The sequence below is a fragment of the Gammaproteobacteria bacterium genome, assembly GCA_013214945.1.
In the GTDB taxonomy this organism is placed as follows: domain Bacteria; phylum Pseudomonadota; class Gammaproteobacteria; order Enterobacterales; family Psychrobiaceae; genus Psychrobium.
Map to the genome: position 1 here is coordinate 1 of JABSRT010000027.1, position 17,747 is coordinate 17,747.

Here is a 17,747-nt window from a genome sequence, read left to right on the forward strand (position 1 = left end):
GGAATCGGTAGACACAAGGGATTTAAAATCCCTCGCCTTCTGGGTGTGCGAGTTCAAGTCTCGCTCCGGGCACCAACTCTTCTTGTTACACATCTGTTATTATTATCCCGAGTTAAAAATTGTTCATCGTAAACTAAACCTTGTTATATCTAAAATAGCCATGTCTATTATTGACACTATACTGTCAAATCTTTGTCGTTTTATTCAATTGACTCTATTTAGCCGACTGTTTATTCTACTGATATAGAGCACTTATCACACCGCTGACGTAGCTTAAAATAAACGAGTTCATATTCACCTGCTCCATATTCAATAGCGGCATTGTCTATAGCGTCATATTCATTAGTGCATACTTAAAGTGTCTATGCTGTTCATCATTACAATTTCCAACATTAGCCACATCACAAAGATAACCAGCAGAGTTATTTAATACAAATTCAGGGATTGAATAATGCGCTTATTTCATTGTATCTTCATTTTGTTGTTATCAGGTTACTCTGCGGCGGGCTTTGCGTTTGGTTGCTATAATTTATTTCCTAATGATAAAAACGGATTGAATCCAGGCTTTAATATTCCGACGTTTAAGGATAGTTCACTTAACATCAATGATATTGTCACTGATGGTGATTTTGTAGTAGAGGCGGGTAAGTATTACAATACAATCACCGTATCAGCAGGTGACACGTTGACATTTGATACGGTTGGTGGCACCTATTATATAAAAAAAATAGAGACTAAAAATGTTAATTCAAAACTGAATTTTTCTCCAGGCGATTATTTTATCACAGAGCTTACTCTCCGCAAGGAAAGCAAGGTTGAAGTAATAAATAACCAGTCCCCTAATGAGGCTGTTAGAATTTATCTAAATAGCAAATTAGATGTCAAACAAGACTCGACAATAAATTATAATAATAAGAACTTAATTATTGTCAGTAAGCACGATATTTCTTTAGGAAACGGCGTAACGTTTAACGGCTTTTTATATAGTGAAACGAAAATTCATACTCATAATTCTACTGTAATAGAAGGGACTATTGTTGCAAATGAATTTCATCCTACAGGCCTCACTGTTACCAGTAATTCAAAATTTGTAAAGGACTCCGACTTTTCCACGATGTGTGAAAGTGTGCCAACAGTTGACCATTATCGCATCGCTTACAATAGTCCCGGCTTAACCTGTCAGGCCTCCACAGTTACCGTGACAGCTTGTGCCGACACCAACTGTGACAACGAATTTGACCAGCTGGTGAGCGGAAACTTATTATCGACGACTGGCTGGGTTGATGGCATGGCCATTAATTTCACTGAGAACGCTAGTTATAATTTGGCCAGTACAACAGTGACTTCGGAAACACTCGGCTTAAGCGATATGTCGGAGATTGCTGATTATGTTTGTTACAACAATGGGGTAATAGACAATACTTGCCAAATTGATTTCTCTGATAGCGGCTTTATTATTAGCAATGTAGAGGGTACTACCCCTACTATTCCAACACAGCTTGCCGGTAAGCGGTCAGATCAAGGTTACAATAAAAAACATATCATCATTAAGGCGGTAAAGACTAATAGCACCACCGGAATTTGCGACAATTTGTTTACGAATGGCGGCGATGTTGATGTTGAGGTTAAATACCAATGTATCTCGCCCAATAGTTGCGCTGATGATCGATTAACCCTAACCAATAACAACAATGGCCAGTCGATATCTAAATACTTTACCTCAAAGACATTACGCTTTGGCAGCGATTCGACTGCCGAGATAGCGCTTCACTACCCTGATGTCGGCCGGTTACAGCTAGCGGTACAAAAGTCGGTTGATTTAGGCAATGGTACAAGCAGCTTATTGCAAGGCAGTTCGAATCAATTTGTGGTGCGACCTTTTGGACTTAAGCTATCGCTGGCATCGGATCCGAATGCTAGCAATGGTTTTGTAACAGATCCGATTATCACAGGTACTGGCACTGTATTTAAAAAGGCCGGCGAAGATTTTAAGCTAACCGCGACAGCTGTTCAATGGGTTGAGGGACAAGCTATTGGTAACGACGGTCAGCCTGTTAATTTGTTAGCGCTGAACGGTAACCCCGTAGCAGGGAATTTTAGTGGTCAGACATTAGTACTAACTCATCGTTTAATTAGCCCGAGTGGTGGTGAAGTCGGCGTATTATTACCGGGCACTGAGTCATTCACCAATAGTATTGCACAGGCCACCCGAACGTGGAGTGAAGTAGGCGTCATCGGACTCGATGCGGTGGTAAGTGATTACTTAGGTACTGGTGATGTAATAGGTAAGCTCGACAACATTGGCCGCTTTGTGCCTGATCATTTTAAGCTTGCTGACGTTGACGCCATCAACCTCAACCCAGCGTGTACGGACCGTAATTATAATTATATGGGCGAACCATTTTCGGCGAAGTATCAAGTGAGCGCGGTTAATAAAGAAGGTGTTGTTACCCAAAATTATCAAGGAGGGCATGCGAAGGCAATAGTCAGCCTAGTTGCTCAAGAGAGTAATAGTGGGCAGATACTCGCACCACGTTTTAGTGCCGTGCTGCCGGTGACAATTACTTGGGACAAGGGCATATATGATCAAACGGCCTATGGCTTAGCAATAAGTCGAGCTAGCCCGCCTGATATTTTACCGAGCACGACTTTTGGCTTAATGATTGACGCAAAAGAAAGTGTCGATATTACGCTAAGCTCGCTCGATTTTAATCCATTTACTACAGAAGATTGCATCGGGGGCAATTGTAATGCGAAGAAACTCAATAATACCCCGATTAGCTTTTATTACGGCCGGGTAAAGCTCAGTAATACCTTTGGTTCTGAGCTTGAAGCGTTAAGAATGCCACTTGAGGTCCAATATTTTGATGACGGCGCGTTTAAATTGCATAGCGCAGACCAATGTACGGCTTACAACGCAGCCAGCGCAACGTTAGAACCATCACCCTTTGGCGAACTTGATCATGTGACTAACGGTGTCAATAGTTTGTTGCTGCCAGCGCCACAAACCACAGTAGGCAATGTAAGTGTGGAACTACCGGTACCTGTCTGGCTGAAGTTTGATTGGGACAATGATGGCGACCAAGACGACCCGCAAGGGCATGCAACGTTTGGCCGCTATCGCGGTAATGATCGGCTGGTTTTTTGGCAGGAGCTACGTTAATACGCGTTTGTTTTAGTGATAAACTTATATAACAGACAGCGTCACCGCAAAGGCGGTGACGCTGTTGAGTAACTGTGCCATTTTACGGTTATTATCTTACTGTTATTCATTTGATTCCGGTGGCATTAAATGATTGGGTAAACTCTTTCGCCGGCCCGTATCCGTTGGGCTGTAGTGCTTGGCTAAATAATCCAAGATAATGGGATCATTGGTGCCTAGAGGCCAAAAACCTTGGGTTTGCTGCATCCAACGAATGGTTTCAAGCCAAGTATCACGACTCATTCTATTTGGGTCACCAATGCCGCCGAATGGCAGGCCTCGATAGCTTCACTTCTTGCCAAGTTTGACCAAAATCGATGGACACCGCCATTTTTTCAACGGTTTTATCGCCAGCCCATGCGTGACCTTCAACGGTTAGTTGTTGCTTTAATTGATGTAAAACCCCTGATTTAGGGTAGGTAACTAATGATTTAACCGGCATTTGCTCAATGATGCACATGTCTTCGTTTGGAACTTTAGTGCCTGGCGCGACGGGTTTACAGGGGGTACGGTAAGCTTTCCCACCCATTTTTTTACCATCGTGAACCTTATTACGAATTGAAATACCCGTTAGCGACTTACCCGAGGTCGACGCGGGCCAACCACCAAAAACCAGTCGTAATGGGTAACCGTTCATTGCCGGAATGTCGTCGCCGTTAACAGCCCAAGCAATTAAAGCTTCATCTTCAAGCGCTTTACCCATGGGGACACCACGAGAAATGGCTGCTTTATTTGGATCGCCACTTAAATGCGAATCAGCGCCGTGGTAGCCAATATAAACCGCATCGTCTTTAATGCCACAATCTTTTAGCACATCGCGTAACCGGACCCCGGACCCCGGTCCACTGCGCACAGCCAACCGCACCGGTCGACCACTGATTGCCTTTCGCCGGTGGATTAAATTCAGAACGACCATTGCCACCACATTCAAGTGTGAGTTGATAAGTGTGGTGTTTAAATTTACATTTTAGCTCGGTAATGGTATAGGTTTTGCTGGTTTTTACCGATTCGCCATCAATGGTAAGGGTCCAGTTAGCAACATCGACCTGTTGTGGCGGTATGCCATTGTTACGGACAAACAGCCGATCTGCTGGGGTAATTAAGTCGTTTAATAAGTGCGGTGGCACTTCGGCATTAACCGGTCGATCGTTAAGAATGGTCAAACCTGGGTGCTTGCCAGCAATGGTGAAATCTTCAGTGGTACCGGCATAGGCGGCAGGAATTAACCCGCCTGGCATAAAGCGGCCAAACACGGCTAAAACGGCTTTAACTGGATCGTTTTGATAGAGTTGGTTGATCCCTTGTTGAGGTTTATTCTTCTTATTATCCAAGTGGTTATCTCCTAGTGTTGAAAGCAAGCATGACATTTTAGATTATGAGATTTTTAACCAAACACAGTAGAGCCAACACGTTACAACCGTTAGCACCTGCTTTACTTTTGTCGGCTGGTAGTCGCTGTTTGATGGGGTAATTAGCGAGTGTCAGCCAAGGGCGGGTTGAGTTTCTAGCGCAGTGATTTAATTTTATTCTCACTTGCATCGATTGAAAGTAAGCTTTATCTTCGTTAACAATATGATTACATTTTATGTATTAACACTCACAAGGGAAATGGACTCTTTAACTGATAGCGAGTGATATATTAAGACTTAATAATGAGTGGTTGGCTTAAATATAATAAGGGATTATGGATGAAAAGACGGAATTTTATCAAAGCGGCAGTCGCAGGTTTGGCGACAGCGCCAGTAGCGCATATTGTAAGTGCTAAGGTCAGAAAAAAGACACTGCGGATGCAAACTTACTGGGGCGAACAAGCTGACGCAATATTTAAGACGTTCACGACTGACGTTAGCAATGCGTCGAATAAATCATTAACTATTGACCAATACACTGGCAGCACTCTGGTTCCTGATGCCGAAATGTTGCAAGCTGTGAGTAAAGGCACGCTAGATATGTGTCAAGGCTATGCCGGTTATTGGCCTGAACAGCTCGATATAGCGACCATCGAATCAGGCATACCTGGCGCATGGACCAGTTATGATGAAGCAATGTATATCATGGAAACCAAAGGTCTTGGTAAGCTTATCCGTGAAGCGTATGCAGAGCAAAATGTACACTACCTTGGCGCTATTATGGGGGGACCGTTTGATCTTCTAACAAAAAAACCGGTAAACAGCTTAGATGATTTGAAAGCAATGAAGATCCGTGCTACCCCAAGTGTTGCTAAAATCCTTAATAAATTTGGTATAGATACTATTTTCATTCAAGGCTCTGAGCTACATCGGGCGTTGTCGACTGGTTTGATCGATGGCGTAATCTATGCGGGTACTAATGAATATGTGGGTATGAAGCTTTACGAAGCCGCCAAGCACTACACGTCGCTTAATATGATTAGTCCGGGTTATACCGACCAAATGTTAATCAATATGGATACGTGGAAATCGTTGACCCCAGCACAACAGGCTGTAATTGAAACGTCGTTTGCCAAACATGCAAGCAAAATGCATACCTGGATGATCAGTGGTTCGATTGACGCGGGTAATAGCGGCGTGTTTGAACTTAATTCATTAAACGAAGCAGACTCCGCTCGCTTACGTGAGGCCGCTAAGGAGTTGTGGCAAGAAGAAGCGGCGAAATCGGACCGCAACAAAAAAGCGATTGCTATTCTTGAAGCTGCCGCTAAAGCGACCGGCAGAGCTTGATAAGATCAGGGTTTTGATTAAAGTCGCTACTTAACATTGGGCGGCAACATCAATCCTAAACATCATCGCTCTTTGCCATCCATGGCACCGCGATATACCGTTCATCCTGAACATAAAAAAAGCGGCTAATTAGCCGCTTTTAAAATCCGATTAAACGTCTTAAAGTTTACTTAACTTCAGAGGTGAAATCGCGTTTTGCTTCGCCGGTGTATAACTGACGAGGACGACCAATCTTGTGGCCTGGCTGACTTAACATTTCTTTCCAATGTGAAACCCAACCAACAGTACGTGATAATGCGAAAATTACGGTGAACATTGACGTTGGAATGCCCATTGCTCGCATAACGATACCAGAGTAGAAATCAACGTTAGGGTACAGTTTCTTTTCGATGAAGTAAGGGTCTTCAAGCGCAATACGCTCAAGTTCCATCGCAACGTCTAATAGAGGATCATTAACGTTAAGCTCTGTTAATACTTCATGACAAGTCTCACGCATAACCGTTGCACGTGGATCGTGATTTTTGTAAACACGATGACCAAAGCCCATTAGGCGGAATGGATCTGACTTATCTTTCGCTTTTGCAACGTATTCTTCAATACGATCAACACTGCCAATTTCTTCTAACATCGCCAAACATGCTTCGTTAGCACCGCCATGAGCAGGGCCCCAAAGAGACGCGATACCGGCTGCGATACAAGCAAATGGATTCGCACCAGATGAACCTGCTAGGCGCACTGTTGATGTTGATGCATTTTGCTCGTGATCTGCATGTAAAGTGAAGATACGGTCCATGGCGCGAGCCACAACAGGGTTAACCTGGTATTCTTCAGTTGGTACTGCAAACATCATGTGCAAGAAGTTTTCTGCGTAATTTAGCTCATTTTTAGGATAAATAAATGGCTGGCCGATGCTGTACTTGTAGCTCATTGCGGCAAGTGTTGGCATTTTTGAAATTAGGCGGAACGCGGCAATTTCACGGTGACGTGGATTATTTATGTCTAGTGAATCGTGGTAAAACGATGACAAGGCACCAACAACACCACACATGATGGCCATTGGGTGAGCATCACGACGGAAGCCTTTAAAGAAATGCATTAACTGATCGTGAACCATAGTATGGTTTTTGACAATTTTTACGAATTCTTCGTATTGTGTTTTTGTTGGCTTATCACCGTATAGAAGGATGTAACACACTTCTAAGTAGTCAGCGTTTTTAGCTAACTGATCGATTGGGTAACCGCGATGTAATAAAATGCCTTTATTGCCATCAATGTAAGTGATTTCTGATTCACAAGATGCAGTTGCCATAAAGCCAGGATCAAACGTGAAATGGCCTGTGCCACCAAGCTTGCTAATATCGATTACATCGTGGCCGGCAGTACCTGAGCTAATTGGTAATTCAATTAATTCCTTACCGTCGACCATTAGGGTGGCGTGACGCTGTGTCATACGATTTGCTCCTCAATTATTGAATATTCTTATTCAGCTTTTATTAATAGCAGATAATAAAAGCGTGTATTTAACCTAAAAAGAACATAACTTGTCAATTTAAATGAGTGTTTAAGATAAATTTTGTTAAAAAGTTATTTAATTTTTGGTTGCTTAATGAGCGGTAGTTGTAAAATTCAGCAGTTTCGGCTGTTGTTAAAATATTTTTCGTCAAATACTGTCGTTTAACGACGAATAAAACTCGGCTCATAACTAATTTAGATTATTACAATAATTGTATTTGCTCCTTAGTCCCAGTATACTTTCGTCGGGTTTAATCAGGGTGAGTTTTTTGTCACAATCTGATAACCAAATGAAAGGGGAAATGGCGGTCGGTCAACGATTTAGCTAATTTTTATTCCTGTCGAAGTCCGGGACCTCCTCTATCAATAAAAATAATGGGCTTCAATTTCTTAGAGCTAAGAGAGCAAATCGTGAAAAAGCAAAGACCTGTAAACCTTGACTTACAGACTGTCAGCTTTCCGTTAACTGCAATTGCATCAATCCTACACCGTGTTAGTGGCGTTATTATGTTTTTCGCTACTGGTATTTTGATGTGGTTCCTTGCTGAATCGTTATCGTCGCCATTGGGCTTCGCACACGTGCAGGAATTAATGAGCAGTTTTCTGGCTAAGTTTGTCTTCTGGGGTATATTAACCGCATTAGCATATCACCTAGTTGTCGGAATACGACATATCGTTATGGATTTAGGCTACGGTGAAGATTTTGATACTGCCACCCAATCAGCACAAGTAACCATGATCATTTCCGCAATTCTATCGTTTTTAGCAGGAGTATGGGTATGGTAGCTAACGCAGCAACACTTGGGCGCAGTGGCGTTCATGATTACATAATCATCCGTGTCGCAGGCATTAACTTGGCTGTGTACGCATTTTTCATGTTAGGTTTCTTTCTGACTAATGATGTTACTTACGTCTCATGGACATCGTTATTCTCCAATCTTGCAATGCAGGTCTTTACCATCATCACCTTGTTGTCATTACTGGCTCACGTGTGGATTGGTATGTGGCAGGTACTAACAGATTATGTTAAACCTGTTGGTCTTCGTTTTGTTCTTCAGCTAGCACTAAATGTCATGGCGTTTAGCTATGTTATCGCTGGCGTTGCTATTTTATTGGGAGTCTAAAAGTGGCTATTCCTGTTTTAGAATTTGACGCGGTTGTTATTGGCGCCGGTGGTGCTGGCATGCGCGCAGCACTTCAAATCACGCAAGAAGGTAAAACTTGTGCGTTGATTTCAAAAGTATTCCCAACGCGTTCACATACCGTATCTGCTCAAGGTGGTATTACCGTTGCACTTGGTAATACCCACGAAGATGATTGGCAATGGCACATGTACGATACCGTTAAAGGTTCTGATTTTATCGGTGACCAAGACGCTATCGAATTTATGTGTGAGGCCGGTCCTGCGGCGGTAATCGAACTTGAGACGATGGGGCTACCATTCTCTCGTTTAGACAATGGTAAAATTTACCAGCGTCCGTTCGGTGGTCAATCGAAGTCTTTTGGTGGCGAACAAGCCGCACGTACAGCAGCAGCAGCTGACCGTACTGGTCACGCGTTGTTACATTTGCTTTATCAGCAAAATGTAAAAAATGAAACCAATATTTTCAGCGAATGGTTCGCGTTAGATTTGGTTAAAAACGAAGATGGTACCATTGTTGGTTGTACCGCAATGAACATCGAAACTGGCGAAGTCGTTTACTTCAAAGGTCGCGCAACAGTACTGGCTACTGGTGGTGCGGGTCGTATTTATGCTTCAACCACTAATGCTCATATCAATACTGGCGACGGTGTTGGCATGGCTATTCGTGCAGGCTGCGCCATGCAAGACATGGAAATGTGGCAGTTCCACCCGACAGGTATCGCTGGTTCTGGCGTACTAGTTACTGAAGGTTGTCGTGGTGAAGGCGGTTACTTATTAAATAAAGACGGCGAACGTTTCATGGAACGTTATGCACCGAACGCTAAAGATTTAGCGTCGCGTGACGTAGTAGCTCGTTCTATGATGAACGAAATTCGCGAAGGTCGTGGTCTCGATGGTCCTTTAGGTCCACATCTATTATTAAAGCTTAATCACTTGGGTAAAGAAACGCTAGAGTCTCGTTTGCCGGGTGTGTGTGATTTATCACGAACCTTTGCTCACGTTGATCCCGTTGAAGCACCAATCCCAGTATTGCCAACTTGTCACTACATGATGGGCGGCGTATTAGCCAACATTCACGGTCAAGCACTGCAACGTAATCAAGATGGTACTGATAGTGTCATTGAAGGTTTGTTTGCTGTTGGTGAGATTGCTTGTGTATCGGTTCACGGTGCTAACCGTTTAGGTGGTAACTCATTACTTGATTTGGTTGTATTTGGTCGTAGTGCTGGTCAGTTCTTGGGTAAATACCTGACGGACGAACTAAGCCATAAAGATGCGTCTCAAGCCGATATTGATGCCGCACTTGTGCGTTTGAACCGTTGGGAAAACAACAAAGACGGTGAAGATCCCGTTCAAATCAAAAAAGATATGCAGCTTTGTATGCAGCTTAACTTCTCGGTATTCCGTGAAGGTAAAGCGATGGCAGAAGGGTTAGCTGAACTGAAGAGCATTCGCGAGCGCCTTAAAAACGCTAAGTTGTCTGACAATTCAGCTGAGTTCAATACCCAGCGCATCGAATGTCTAGAATTAGATAACTTGATGGAAACAGCATTTGCAACAGCAGTAGCAGCTAACTTCCGTGAAGAATCTCGTGGCGCTCACTCACGTGAAGATTTCCCAGATCGTGATGATGAAAACTGGCTATGTCACAGTGTTTATCACCCTGCTACTGAAACAATGAGCAAGCGTGACGTTAACTTCGCGCCGCATAAGCGTGAAGCCTTCCCACCTAAAGCTCGTACTTACTAAGGAGAGTGTGATGAAAAAATTATTCTCAATTTATCGCTACAATCCTGACGTTGATAGCAAGCCTTACATGAAAGACTACACGTTAGAAATCGAAGACGGTTCTGACATGATGGTATTAGATGCGTTGATTTTGTTAAAAGAACAAGATCCAACGTTATCATTCCGTCGTTCATGTCGTGAAGGTGTTTGTGGTAGTGATGGTGTTAACATGAACGGCAAAAATGGCCTGGCATGTATCACGCCATTATCAGACCTTAAAGGTGAAAAAGTTGTGTTGCGTCCGTTACCTGGTTTACCAGTTATTCGTGACATCATCATCGACATGAGCCAATTTTATACGCAGTATGAAAAGGTTAAACCTTACCTGATTAATGACGGTAAGAATCCACCGGCACGTGAGCATTTGCAAACGGTTGAAGAACGAGACAAGTTAGATGGCTTATACGAGTGTATTTTATGTGCTTGTTGTTCAACTTCTTGTCCATCGTTTTGGTGGAATCCAGATAAGTTCATCGGGCCTGCTGGGTTACTTCATGCGTACCGCTTCTTAATTGATAGTCGCGATACAGCAACAGAAGAGCGTTTGAGCAATCTTGATGATGCATTTAGTGTATTCCGTTGTCACGGTATCATGAACTGTGTAAGTGTATGTCCTAAAGGGTTAAATCCTACTAAGGCCATTGGTCATATTAAATCTATGTTGTTAAACCGAGCGGTTTAACATTATGGACCTTGATCAAGCACTAAAAGCATAAAAGATATAGAGCCATACTCTCACAAGGGAGTGTGGCTTTTTTCGTATTAGACATAACAGTTGTAAACATTATGTTGTTAATACGTTAGGTTATTGAAAAGTGTAATTGGGTGACTTAGAATGTTTTTCTATAACAACATTCAAAGTCATAACTATTAAAATAGCGTTTTTATAAAAAAGGGCAAAAAATGCATGAAGGCATAATGAAGACGTGGTTAGAGTCGTCTCATCTGGCTGGTGCTAATGCAAGCTACATAGAAGGGATGTATGAAGCATATCTTGAAGATGAAACTGCTGTTTCAGACGAGTGGCGAACTGTTTTTGAACAGTTAGCTGTTAGTCCTGAAAGTAGTGACGTTCAAGATGTAAATCATACCAAAATTCGTGATTACTTCCGCCGAGCAGCAAAAGAGACCCGTGGTGGTCCAGCGAGCGAAATTGATCCGCAAACGGCTTCTAAGCAAGTAAAAGTACTACAGATGATCAACGCCTATCGTTTCCGCGGTCATCAACACGCCAACCTTGATCCATTAGGATTGTGGCAGCGTGACAAGGTAGCTGAGTTAAATCCAGCATTTCACTCATTAACTCAAGACGATATGGATACCGAGTTTAACGTTGGTTCTTTTGCTGTTGGCAAAGAATCGATGAAACTTCGTGATCTTCATAACGCGCTTGAACAAACGTACTGTGGCAGTGTCGGTGTGGAATATATGCACATTACCGATACCGATGAGAAGCGATGGCTACAGCAGCAGTTTGAGTCAGTACAAAGTAATCCCGCGTACAGCAAAGATGAAAAACTCCGTTTCTTAGCAGGCTTAACAGCAGCCGAAGGTATTGAAAAATATGTCGGTGCTAAATTTCCTGGTGCAAAACGTTTTTCTCTTGAAGGCGGCGGTGCACTTATCCCGATGTTACGCGAGATTTTATACAAAGCTGGCGAACATGGCGCGAAAGAAATCGTATTGGGCATGGCACATCGTGGCCGTTTGAACGTCCTGGTTAACTTGCTGGGTAAAAAACCGTCGGAATTATTCGATGAGTTTGCCGGCACCCATGACGAAGTGCATGGTTCTGGTGACGTTAAATATCACCAAGGTTTCTCGGCCGATTATGAAACTCCCCATGGTGCATTGCACGTGGCACTCGCTTTTAATCCATCGCATCTTGAAATCGTTAACCCTGTTGTTATCGGTAGTGTTCGCGCGCGTCAAGACAGATTAGAGTGTAAAGATGGCAAGTTAGTGATGCCAATTACCATTCATGGTGATAGTGCTATTGCAGGTCAGGGCGTGGTACAAGAGACATTTAATATGTCTCAAACCCGTGGTTTTAAGGTCGGTGGTACGATTCGTATCGTGATCAATAACCAAGTTGGTTTTACCACCAATAACCCAGAAGATATCCGTTCAACGATGTATTGTACTGATATTGCGAAAATGGTCCAGGCACCAATTTTCCACGTCAATGGTGATGATCCTGAAGCGGTTGCTTTTGTGTCACGCATTGCGGTTGATTATCGTAACAAGTTTAAGCGCGATGTCGTGATTGACTTGGTTTGTTATCGCCGCCATGGCCATAACGAAGCTGATGAGCCAAATGCAACACAGCCGTTGATGTATCAGAAAATTAAACGTCATCCTACCCCGCGTAAGATCTATGCAGACAAGTTACTGGCCGCCAATTTGGTTGAGCAAGCGGATTTGTCGAGTATGATTAATGATTACCGTGACCGTTTAGATCACGGTGATTGTGTGGTTGATGAATGGCGTCCAATGACGTTGCATTCAACCGATTGGGCACCTTACATTGGTCATGATTGGGACATTCCTTATGATGCAACGCTGCCACTTGATAAAGTGACTGAGCTTGCCCATAAAATGTGTCACTACCCAGCAGAACACAAGCTGCAATCGCGGGTCGCTAAAATCTATAACGATCGTGTCACTATGGCTAATGGTGATAAAGCGGTTGATTGGGGTTTTGCTGAAAACTTGGCATATGCCACGATCCTTGATGAAGGTACAAATATTCGTTTGATCGGTCAAGACAGTGCGCGTGGAACATTCTTCCACCGTCATGCTGTATTGCATAATCAAGAAGATGCCAGCACCTATACGCCACTGAAAAACTTATCTGAAAATCAAGGTAAGTTTAGACTGTTCGATTCAGTATTATCTGAAAATTCAGTGGTGGCATTCGAGTACGGCTATACCACAGCAGAGCCAGCTGGTTTAAATATCTGGGAAGCGCAATTTGGCGATTTCGCTAACTGTGCTCAAGTAGTATTTGATCAGTTTATTTCATCTGGTGAGCAGAAGTGGGGCCGTTTATGTGGTCTAACTATGTTACTACCACACGGTTATGAAGGCCAAGGTCCTGAGCATTCATCAGCCCGTTTAGAGCGTTTCTTACAGCTGTGTGCTAATCATAATATGCAGGTTGTTGTGCCATCAACACCAGCACAGATTTATCACATGTTGCGTCGTCAGGTTGTACGCCCAATGCGTCGTCCGTTAGTGGTTATGACACCGAAATCGCTATTACGTCATCCGTTATGTACTTCAACGCTTGAAGAGCTAGCGAGCGGTACGTTCCAAAACGTGATTGGTGAAATCGACGATCTTGACCCTAAACAGGTTAAGCGCATCGTATTCTGTAGCGGTAAGGTTTATTACGAACTGCTGCAAAAACGTCGTGAGAATAATCAGACTGATGTCGCGATTATCCGAATTGAGCAGCTTTATCCGTTCCCACATGAAGAAGTGACGACGTTGCTAGAGCAATATGCTCATGTTACTGATTACGTCTGGTGTCAAGAAGAACCACAAAACCAGGGCGCTTGGTATTGTAGCCAACATCATTTCTGGAACGCGATTCCGCAAGGGTCACAGTTGACTTATGCTGGTCGTGAAGCATCAGCAGCACCGGCTTGTGGTTATCCTGCAATGCATAAATTACAACAAGCAGCGCTGATCGCTTCAGCTCTAACTACTAAATAAGTGCTGCGGCACACCTAAGTTTGGTTTAGTGATTGAAAACAATTGCTAAACCTGGCTTAGGTCGATTACTTAAATTTAAGGGAAAAATCGATGAATATCGAAATTAAGGTTCCTGTATTACCTGAATCAGTGGCAGACGCATCAATTGCAACATGGCACGTAAAAGTCGGTGATTTTGTATCACGTGATGATAACTTAGTTGATATCGAAACAGACAAAGTAGTACTAGAAGTACCAGCACCAGACAACGGTGTAATTATTGAAATTCGTGAAGACGAAGGTGCAACCGTATTAGGTGAGCACGTTATTGCTATTCTTAAACCTGGCCCAGTAGCGGGTCAAGAAGTATCTAACGATACAACTGCTTCAACTGTTGCGCCTGCGGCGGATCAAGAAGCTAGCGACGCACTTAGCCCGTCAGTACGCCGTTTATTATCAGAGCACAAATTGTCAGCCGATAAAATCAAAGGCACTGGTGTTGGTGGTCGTTTAACTAAAGAAGACGTTGAAGCTTTCATCAAAACTGCTTCAGCTCCAGCTGCTGCACCTGTAGCTGCGGCTCCTGTAGTTGATTTAGGCGCACGTTCACAAAAACGTGTACCAATGACTCGTTTGCGTAAAACAATTGCTAAGCGTTTACTGCAAGCAACTAACGATACAGCTATGTTGACGACGTTTAACGAAATCAACATGAAGCCAATCATGGATCTTCGTGCGCAATACAAAGATGCCTTTGAAAAGCGTCACGATACTCGTTTAGGCTTTATGTCGTTTTACGTTAAAGCGGTTACAGAAGCGCTTAAACGCTTCCCTGGCGTTAATGCTTCAATCGATGGCGATGATATTGTTTATCATAACTTCTTCGACGTCAGCATTGCGGTATCAACTCCTCGTGGTCTGGTTACGCCAGTATTACGTGATACTGATCAGATGAGCATGGCTGACATCGAAAAGAAAATTCGTGAGTTGGCAATCAAAGGTCGAGATGGTAAGTTAACTGTTGACGAAATGACCGGTGGTAATTTCACCATCACTAATGGTGGTGTGTTCGGTTCTTTGATCTCAACCCCTATTATTAACCTGCCACAAAGTGCTATCTTAGGCATGCACAAAATCCAAGATCGCCCAATGGCGGTTGACGGTAAAGTAGAAATTTTACCAATGATGTACTTAGCCCTGTCTTACGATCACCGTATTGTTGACGGCAAAGAATCAGTTGGCTTCTTAGTAACGATTAAAGAGTTACTTGAAGATCCAGCTCGTTTATTACTTGACGTATAAACGATTTATACAATTTCCTTAATTATATGATCTTGCTGTGCGACGTAAGAAACGACGTTATCGTCGATTTTAACGAGTACAGTATGGTCAGTAATTAAAAGGAAAAAGTATTACATATTAGAAGAGCCAAAAGTTTAGTAGTGGATGTATTAGAAGTGTAGCTAGACAAGTAGTAGAGAATTGGCCCTTGTAACAGGTGCTATGGTTGCCAAACCTTTGGGTTTGGTTTGAAGTATTTAACTAACGGAATGGAAAATCATCATGAATTTGCATGAGTATCAAGCGAAGCAGTTATTCGCAGAATATGGTTTACCGGTATCTGAAGGGTTCGCGTGCGACACCCCTCAAGAGGCTGCAGAAGCGGCCGACAAAATTGGCGGAGATACCTGGGTTGTTAAAACCCAAGTACACGCTGGTGGACGCGGCAAAGCTGGCGGCGTTAAGCTGGTAAAATCAAAGGAAGAGATAAAAGAATTTGCCCAACACTGGTTAGGAAAAAATTTAGTTACGTATCAGACAGATGAAAAAGGTCAGCCTGTTTCAAAGATCTTAGTTGAGAGCTGTACCGATATCGCTAACGAATTATACCTAGGCGCTGTTGTTGACCGTGGCACTCGTAAAGTTGTATTTATGGCATCTACTGAAGGCGGGGTTGATATTGAAACCGTTGCTGAAGAAACACCAGAACTAATACACAAAGCCACGATTGATCCGTTAGTTGGTCCTCAAGCATACCAAGCACGTGAGCTGGGTTTCAAGTTGGGTCTTAATCCGACTCAAATGAAGCAATTTGTGAAGATCTTTATGGGTCTGGCCAAAATGTTCAACGACTTTGATTTTGCACTACTTGAAATCAACCCATTAGTTATTACAGATGAAGGCAATTTACATTGTCTTGATGGCAAAATAGGCATCGATGGCAACGCGTTATACCGTCAACCTAAAATCCGCGCAATGCACGATCCTTCGCAAGAAGATGAACGTGAAGCTCATGCAGCACAATGGGAGCTAAACTACGTAGCTCTTGATGGTACTGTTGGTTGTATGGTTAACGGTGCAGGCCTGGCGATGGGCACGATGGATATCGTCAACCTTCATGGTGGCAAGCCCGCTAACTTCCTAGATGTTGGGGGCGGCGCGAACAAAGAACGTGTTTCTGAAGCATTCAAGATTATTTTGTCTGACGAAAACGTTAAAGCTGTTTTAGTTAACATCTTTGGCGGAATCGTTCGTTGTGACATGATTGCTGAAGGTATCATTGGCGCTGTTAAGGAAGTTGGCGTTAAGGTTCCTGTTGTTGTTCGTTTAGAAGGTACCAACGCTGAACTAGGTAGAGAAGTGCTTAAAAACTCAGGTCTAGACATCATCGCGGCTGAGTCATTAACCGACGCTGCACAAAAAGTTGTTGCTGCTGCGGAGGGCAAATAATGTCTGTATTAATTAATAAAGATACGAAAGTAATCTGTCAGGGTTTCACTGGTGGTCAAGGTACATTCCACTCTGAACAAGCGATGGAATACGGCACACAGATGGTTGGTGGCGTAAGCCCAGGCAAGGGTGGACAAGTTCACCTTGGTCTACCGGTATTTAATACCGTGCGTGAAGCCGTCGAAGTGACAGGTGCCACGGCAACTGTTATCTACGTGCCGGCGCCATTTTGTAAAGATGCTATTTTAGAAGCTATCGATGCAGGCATTGAGCTAATCATCACCATTACTGAAGGCATTCCAACGCTCGATATGGTTGATGTTAAAGTTAAGCTTGAACAAACTGGCGTACGCATGATTGGTCCTAACTGCCCAGGTGTTATCACACCTGGTGAAAGTAAGATTGGGATCATGCCGGGCCATATCCACAAGCCGGGTAAAGTAGGTATTGTATCGCGTTCAGGTACGCTTACTTATGAAGCGGTTAAGCAAACAACAGATGCTGGTTTCGGTCAGTCTACCTGTGTTGGCATTGGCGGCGACCCTATTCCTGGCTCTAACTTCATCGACATTTTGGAAATGTTTCAAAATGATCCACAGACTGAAGCAATCGTAATGATTGGTGAAATCGGCGGTACCGCGGAAGAAGAAGCAGCAGAATATATCAAGCACCACGTGACCAAGCCTGTTGTTTCTTACATTGCTGGTGTTACTGCACCTGCAGGTAAGCGCATGGGCCACGCTGGCGCAATTATCGCTGGCGGTAAAGGTACTGCAGATGAGAAATTTGCTGCACTAGAAGCTGCTGGTGTTAAAACCGTACGCAGCCTTGCCGACATTGGTATCGCTCTTAAAGATAAAACCGGCTGGTAAGCACAAGCTTATCTAGTTAGTTTTAAAAGCCCGCCTCGTGCGGGCTTTTTGTTGTTAGAAATAAAGTAATACCCATTTCATTCAATGAGCACAATGGTCTA

12 protein-coding genes and 1 pseudogene are annotated in these 17,747 nt (G+C 43.4%); 10 read left to right on the top strand and 3 right to left on the bottom strand.

Features of this window, described 5'->3' with window-relative positions; genetic code table 11:
• Nucleotides 1-451 precede the first annotated feature (451 nt).
• Complete coding sequence (locus tag HRU23_17465; GenBank protein NRA55930.1) at nucleotides 452-3,163, top strand: hypothetical protein; 2,712 nt, start codon at nucleotides 452-454, stop codon at nucleotides 3,161-3,163.
• A gap of 102 nt (nucleotides 3,164-3,265) precedes the next feature.
• Here the strand turns inward: HRU23_17465 and HRU23_17470 are convergent, their stop codons facing one another.
• The gene (locus tag HRU23_17470) at nucleotides 3,266-3,445 is read right to left on the bottom strand and encodes a hypothetical protein (protein ID NRA55931.1); all 180 of its coding nucleotides are present in this window, start codon (nucleotides 3,443-3,445) and stop codon (nucleotides 3,266-3,268) included.
• 10 nt (nucleotides 3,446-3,455) lie between these two features.
• Nucleotides 3,456-4,569 (bottom strand): annotated as a pseudogene (locus HRU23_17475) (sulfite oxidase).
• A 321-nt stretch (nucleotides 4,570-4,890) separates the two neighbouring features.
• On the opposite strand from HRU23_17475, the gene dctP reads away from it, so the two are divergent.
• Nucleotides 4,891-5,901: a TRAP transporter substrate-binding protein DctP gene (gene dctP, locus HRU23_17480; GenBank protein ID NRA55932.1), complete on the top strand. Its 1,011-nt coding sequence runs from the start codon at nucleotides 4,891-4,893 to the stop codon at nucleotides 5,899-5,901.
• Nucleotides 5,902-6,067: 166 nt separating this feature from the next.
• Here the strand turns inward: dctP and gltA are convergent, their stop codons facing one another.
• Nucleotides 6,068-7,351 carry a citrate (Si)-synthase gene (gene gltA, locus HRU23_17485; protein NRA55933.1) on the bottom strand — a complete coding sequence of 428 codons (1,284 nt, stop codon included), beginning with the start codon at nucleotides 7,349-7,351 and terminating at the stop codon, nucleotides 6,068-6,070.
• A 437-nt stretch (nucleotides 7,352-7,788) separates the two neighbouring features.
• On the opposite strand from gltA, the gene sdhC reads away from it, so the two are divergent.
• From sdhC to sucD, 8 genes are all read left to right on the top strand, one after another.
• A complete protein-coding gene (sdhC, locus tag HRU23_17490) occupies nucleotides 7,789-8,199 on the top strand; it encodes a succinate dehydrogenase cytochrome b556 subunit (protein ID NRA55934.1) in 411 nt (136 codons plus the stop codon).
• Nucleotides 8,193-8,537 (top strand): succinate dehydrogenase, hydrophobic membrane anchor protein, encoded by a 345-nt coding sequence (sdhD, locus tag HRU23_17495; protein ID NRA55935.1) that lies wholly within the window; start codon nucleotides 8,193-8,195, stop codon nucleotides 8,535-8,537. Before sdhC ends, sdhD begins: the two co-directional genes overlap by 7 nt.
• Nucleotides 8,538-8,539: 2 nt before the next feature.
• Nucleotides 8,540-10,306, top strand: a complete 1,767-nt coding sequence (gene sdhA, locus HRU23_17500; protein NRA55936.1) for a succinate dehydrogenase flavoprotein subunit — start codon at nucleotides 8,540-8,542, stop codon at nucleotides 10,304-10,306.
• Nucleotides 10,307-10,316: 10 nt separating this feature from the next.
• Nucleotides 10,317-11,027: a succinate dehydrogenase iron-sulfur subunit gene (locus HRU23_17505; protein NRA55937.1), complete on the top strand. Its 711-nt coding sequence runs from the start codon at nucleotides 10,317-10,319 to the stop codon at nucleotides 11,025-11,027.
• A 221-nt stretch (nucleotides 11,028-11,248) separates the two neighbouring features.
• Complete coding sequence (locus HRU23_17510; GenBank protein ID NRA55938.1) at nucleotides 11,249-14,065, top strand: 2-oxoglutarate dehydrogenase E1 component; 2,817 nt, start codon at nucleotides 11,249-11,251, stop codon at nucleotides 14,063-14,065.
• Between the two features lie 90 nt (nucleotides 14,066-14,155).
• Nucleotides 14,156-15,346, top strand: a complete 1,191-nt coding sequence (gene odhB, locus HRU23_17515) for a 2-oxoglutarate dehydrogenase complex dihydrolipoyllysine-residue succinyltransferase (protein ID NRA55939.1) — start codon at nucleotides 14,156-14,158, stop codon at nucleotides 15,344-15,346.
• Between the two features lie 261 nt (nucleotides 15,347-15,607).
• Nucleotides 15,608-16,774 carry an ADP-forming succinate--CoA ligase subunit beta gene (gene sucC, locus HRU23_17520; protein NRA55940.1) on the top strand — a complete coding sequence of 389 codons (1,167 nt, stop codon included), beginning with the start codon at nucleotides 15,608-15,610 and terminating at the stop codon, nucleotides 16,772-16,774.
• A complete protein-coding gene (gene sucD, locus HRU23_17525; GenBank protein ID NRA55941.1) occupies nucleotides 16,774-17,646 on the top strand; it encodes a succinate--CoA ligase subunit alpha in 873 nt (290 codons plus the stop codon). The genes sucC and sucD overlap by 1 nt, the downstream gene beginning before the upstream one ends.
• Nucleotides 17,647-17,747 lie beyond the last annotated feature (101 nt).

Bases quoted from the DNA above. Each gene is read 5' to 3' on its own strand.
- HRU23_17465 (NRA55930.1), top strand. From the start codon at position 452: ATGCGCTTATTTCATTGTATCTTCATTTTGTTGTTATCAGGTTACTCT.
- HRU23_17470 (NRA55931.1), bottom strand. From the start codon at position 3,445: ATGAGTCGTGATACTTGGCTTGAAACCATTCGTTGGATGCAGCAAACC.
- dctP (NRA55932.1), top strand. From the start codon at position 4,891: ATGAAAAGACGGAATTTTATCAAAGCGGCAGTCGCAGGTTTGGCGACA.
- gltA (NRA55933.1), bottom strand. From the start codon at position 7,351: ATGACACAGCGTCACGCCACCCTAATGGTCGACGGTAAGGAATTAATT.
- sdhC (NRA55934.1), top strand. From the start codon at position 7,789: ATGGGCTTCAATTTCTTAGAGCTAAGAGAGCAAATCGTGAAAAAGCAA.
- sdhD (NRA55935.1), top strand. From the start codon at position 8,193: ATGGTAGCTAACGCAGCAACACTTGGGCGCAGTGGCGTTCATGATTAC.
- HRU23_17505 (NRA55937.1), top strand. From the start codon at position 10,317: ATGAAAAAATTATTCTCAATTTATCGCTACAATCCTGACGTTGATAGC.
- HRU23_17510 (NRA55938.1), top strand. From the start codon at position 11,249: ATGCATGAAGGCATAATGAAGACGTGGTTAGAGTCGTCTCATCTGGCT.
- odhB (NRA55939.1), top strand. From the start codon at position 14,156: ATGAATATCGAAATTAAGGTTCCTGTATTACCTGAATCAGTGGCAGAC.
- sucC (NRA55940.1), top strand. From the start codon at position 15,608: ATGAATTTGCATGAGTATCAAGCGAAGCAGTTATTCGCAGAATATGGT.
- sucD (NRA55941.1), top strand. From the start codon at position 16,774: ATGTCTGTATTAATTAATAAAGATACGAAAGTAATCTGTCAGGGTTTC.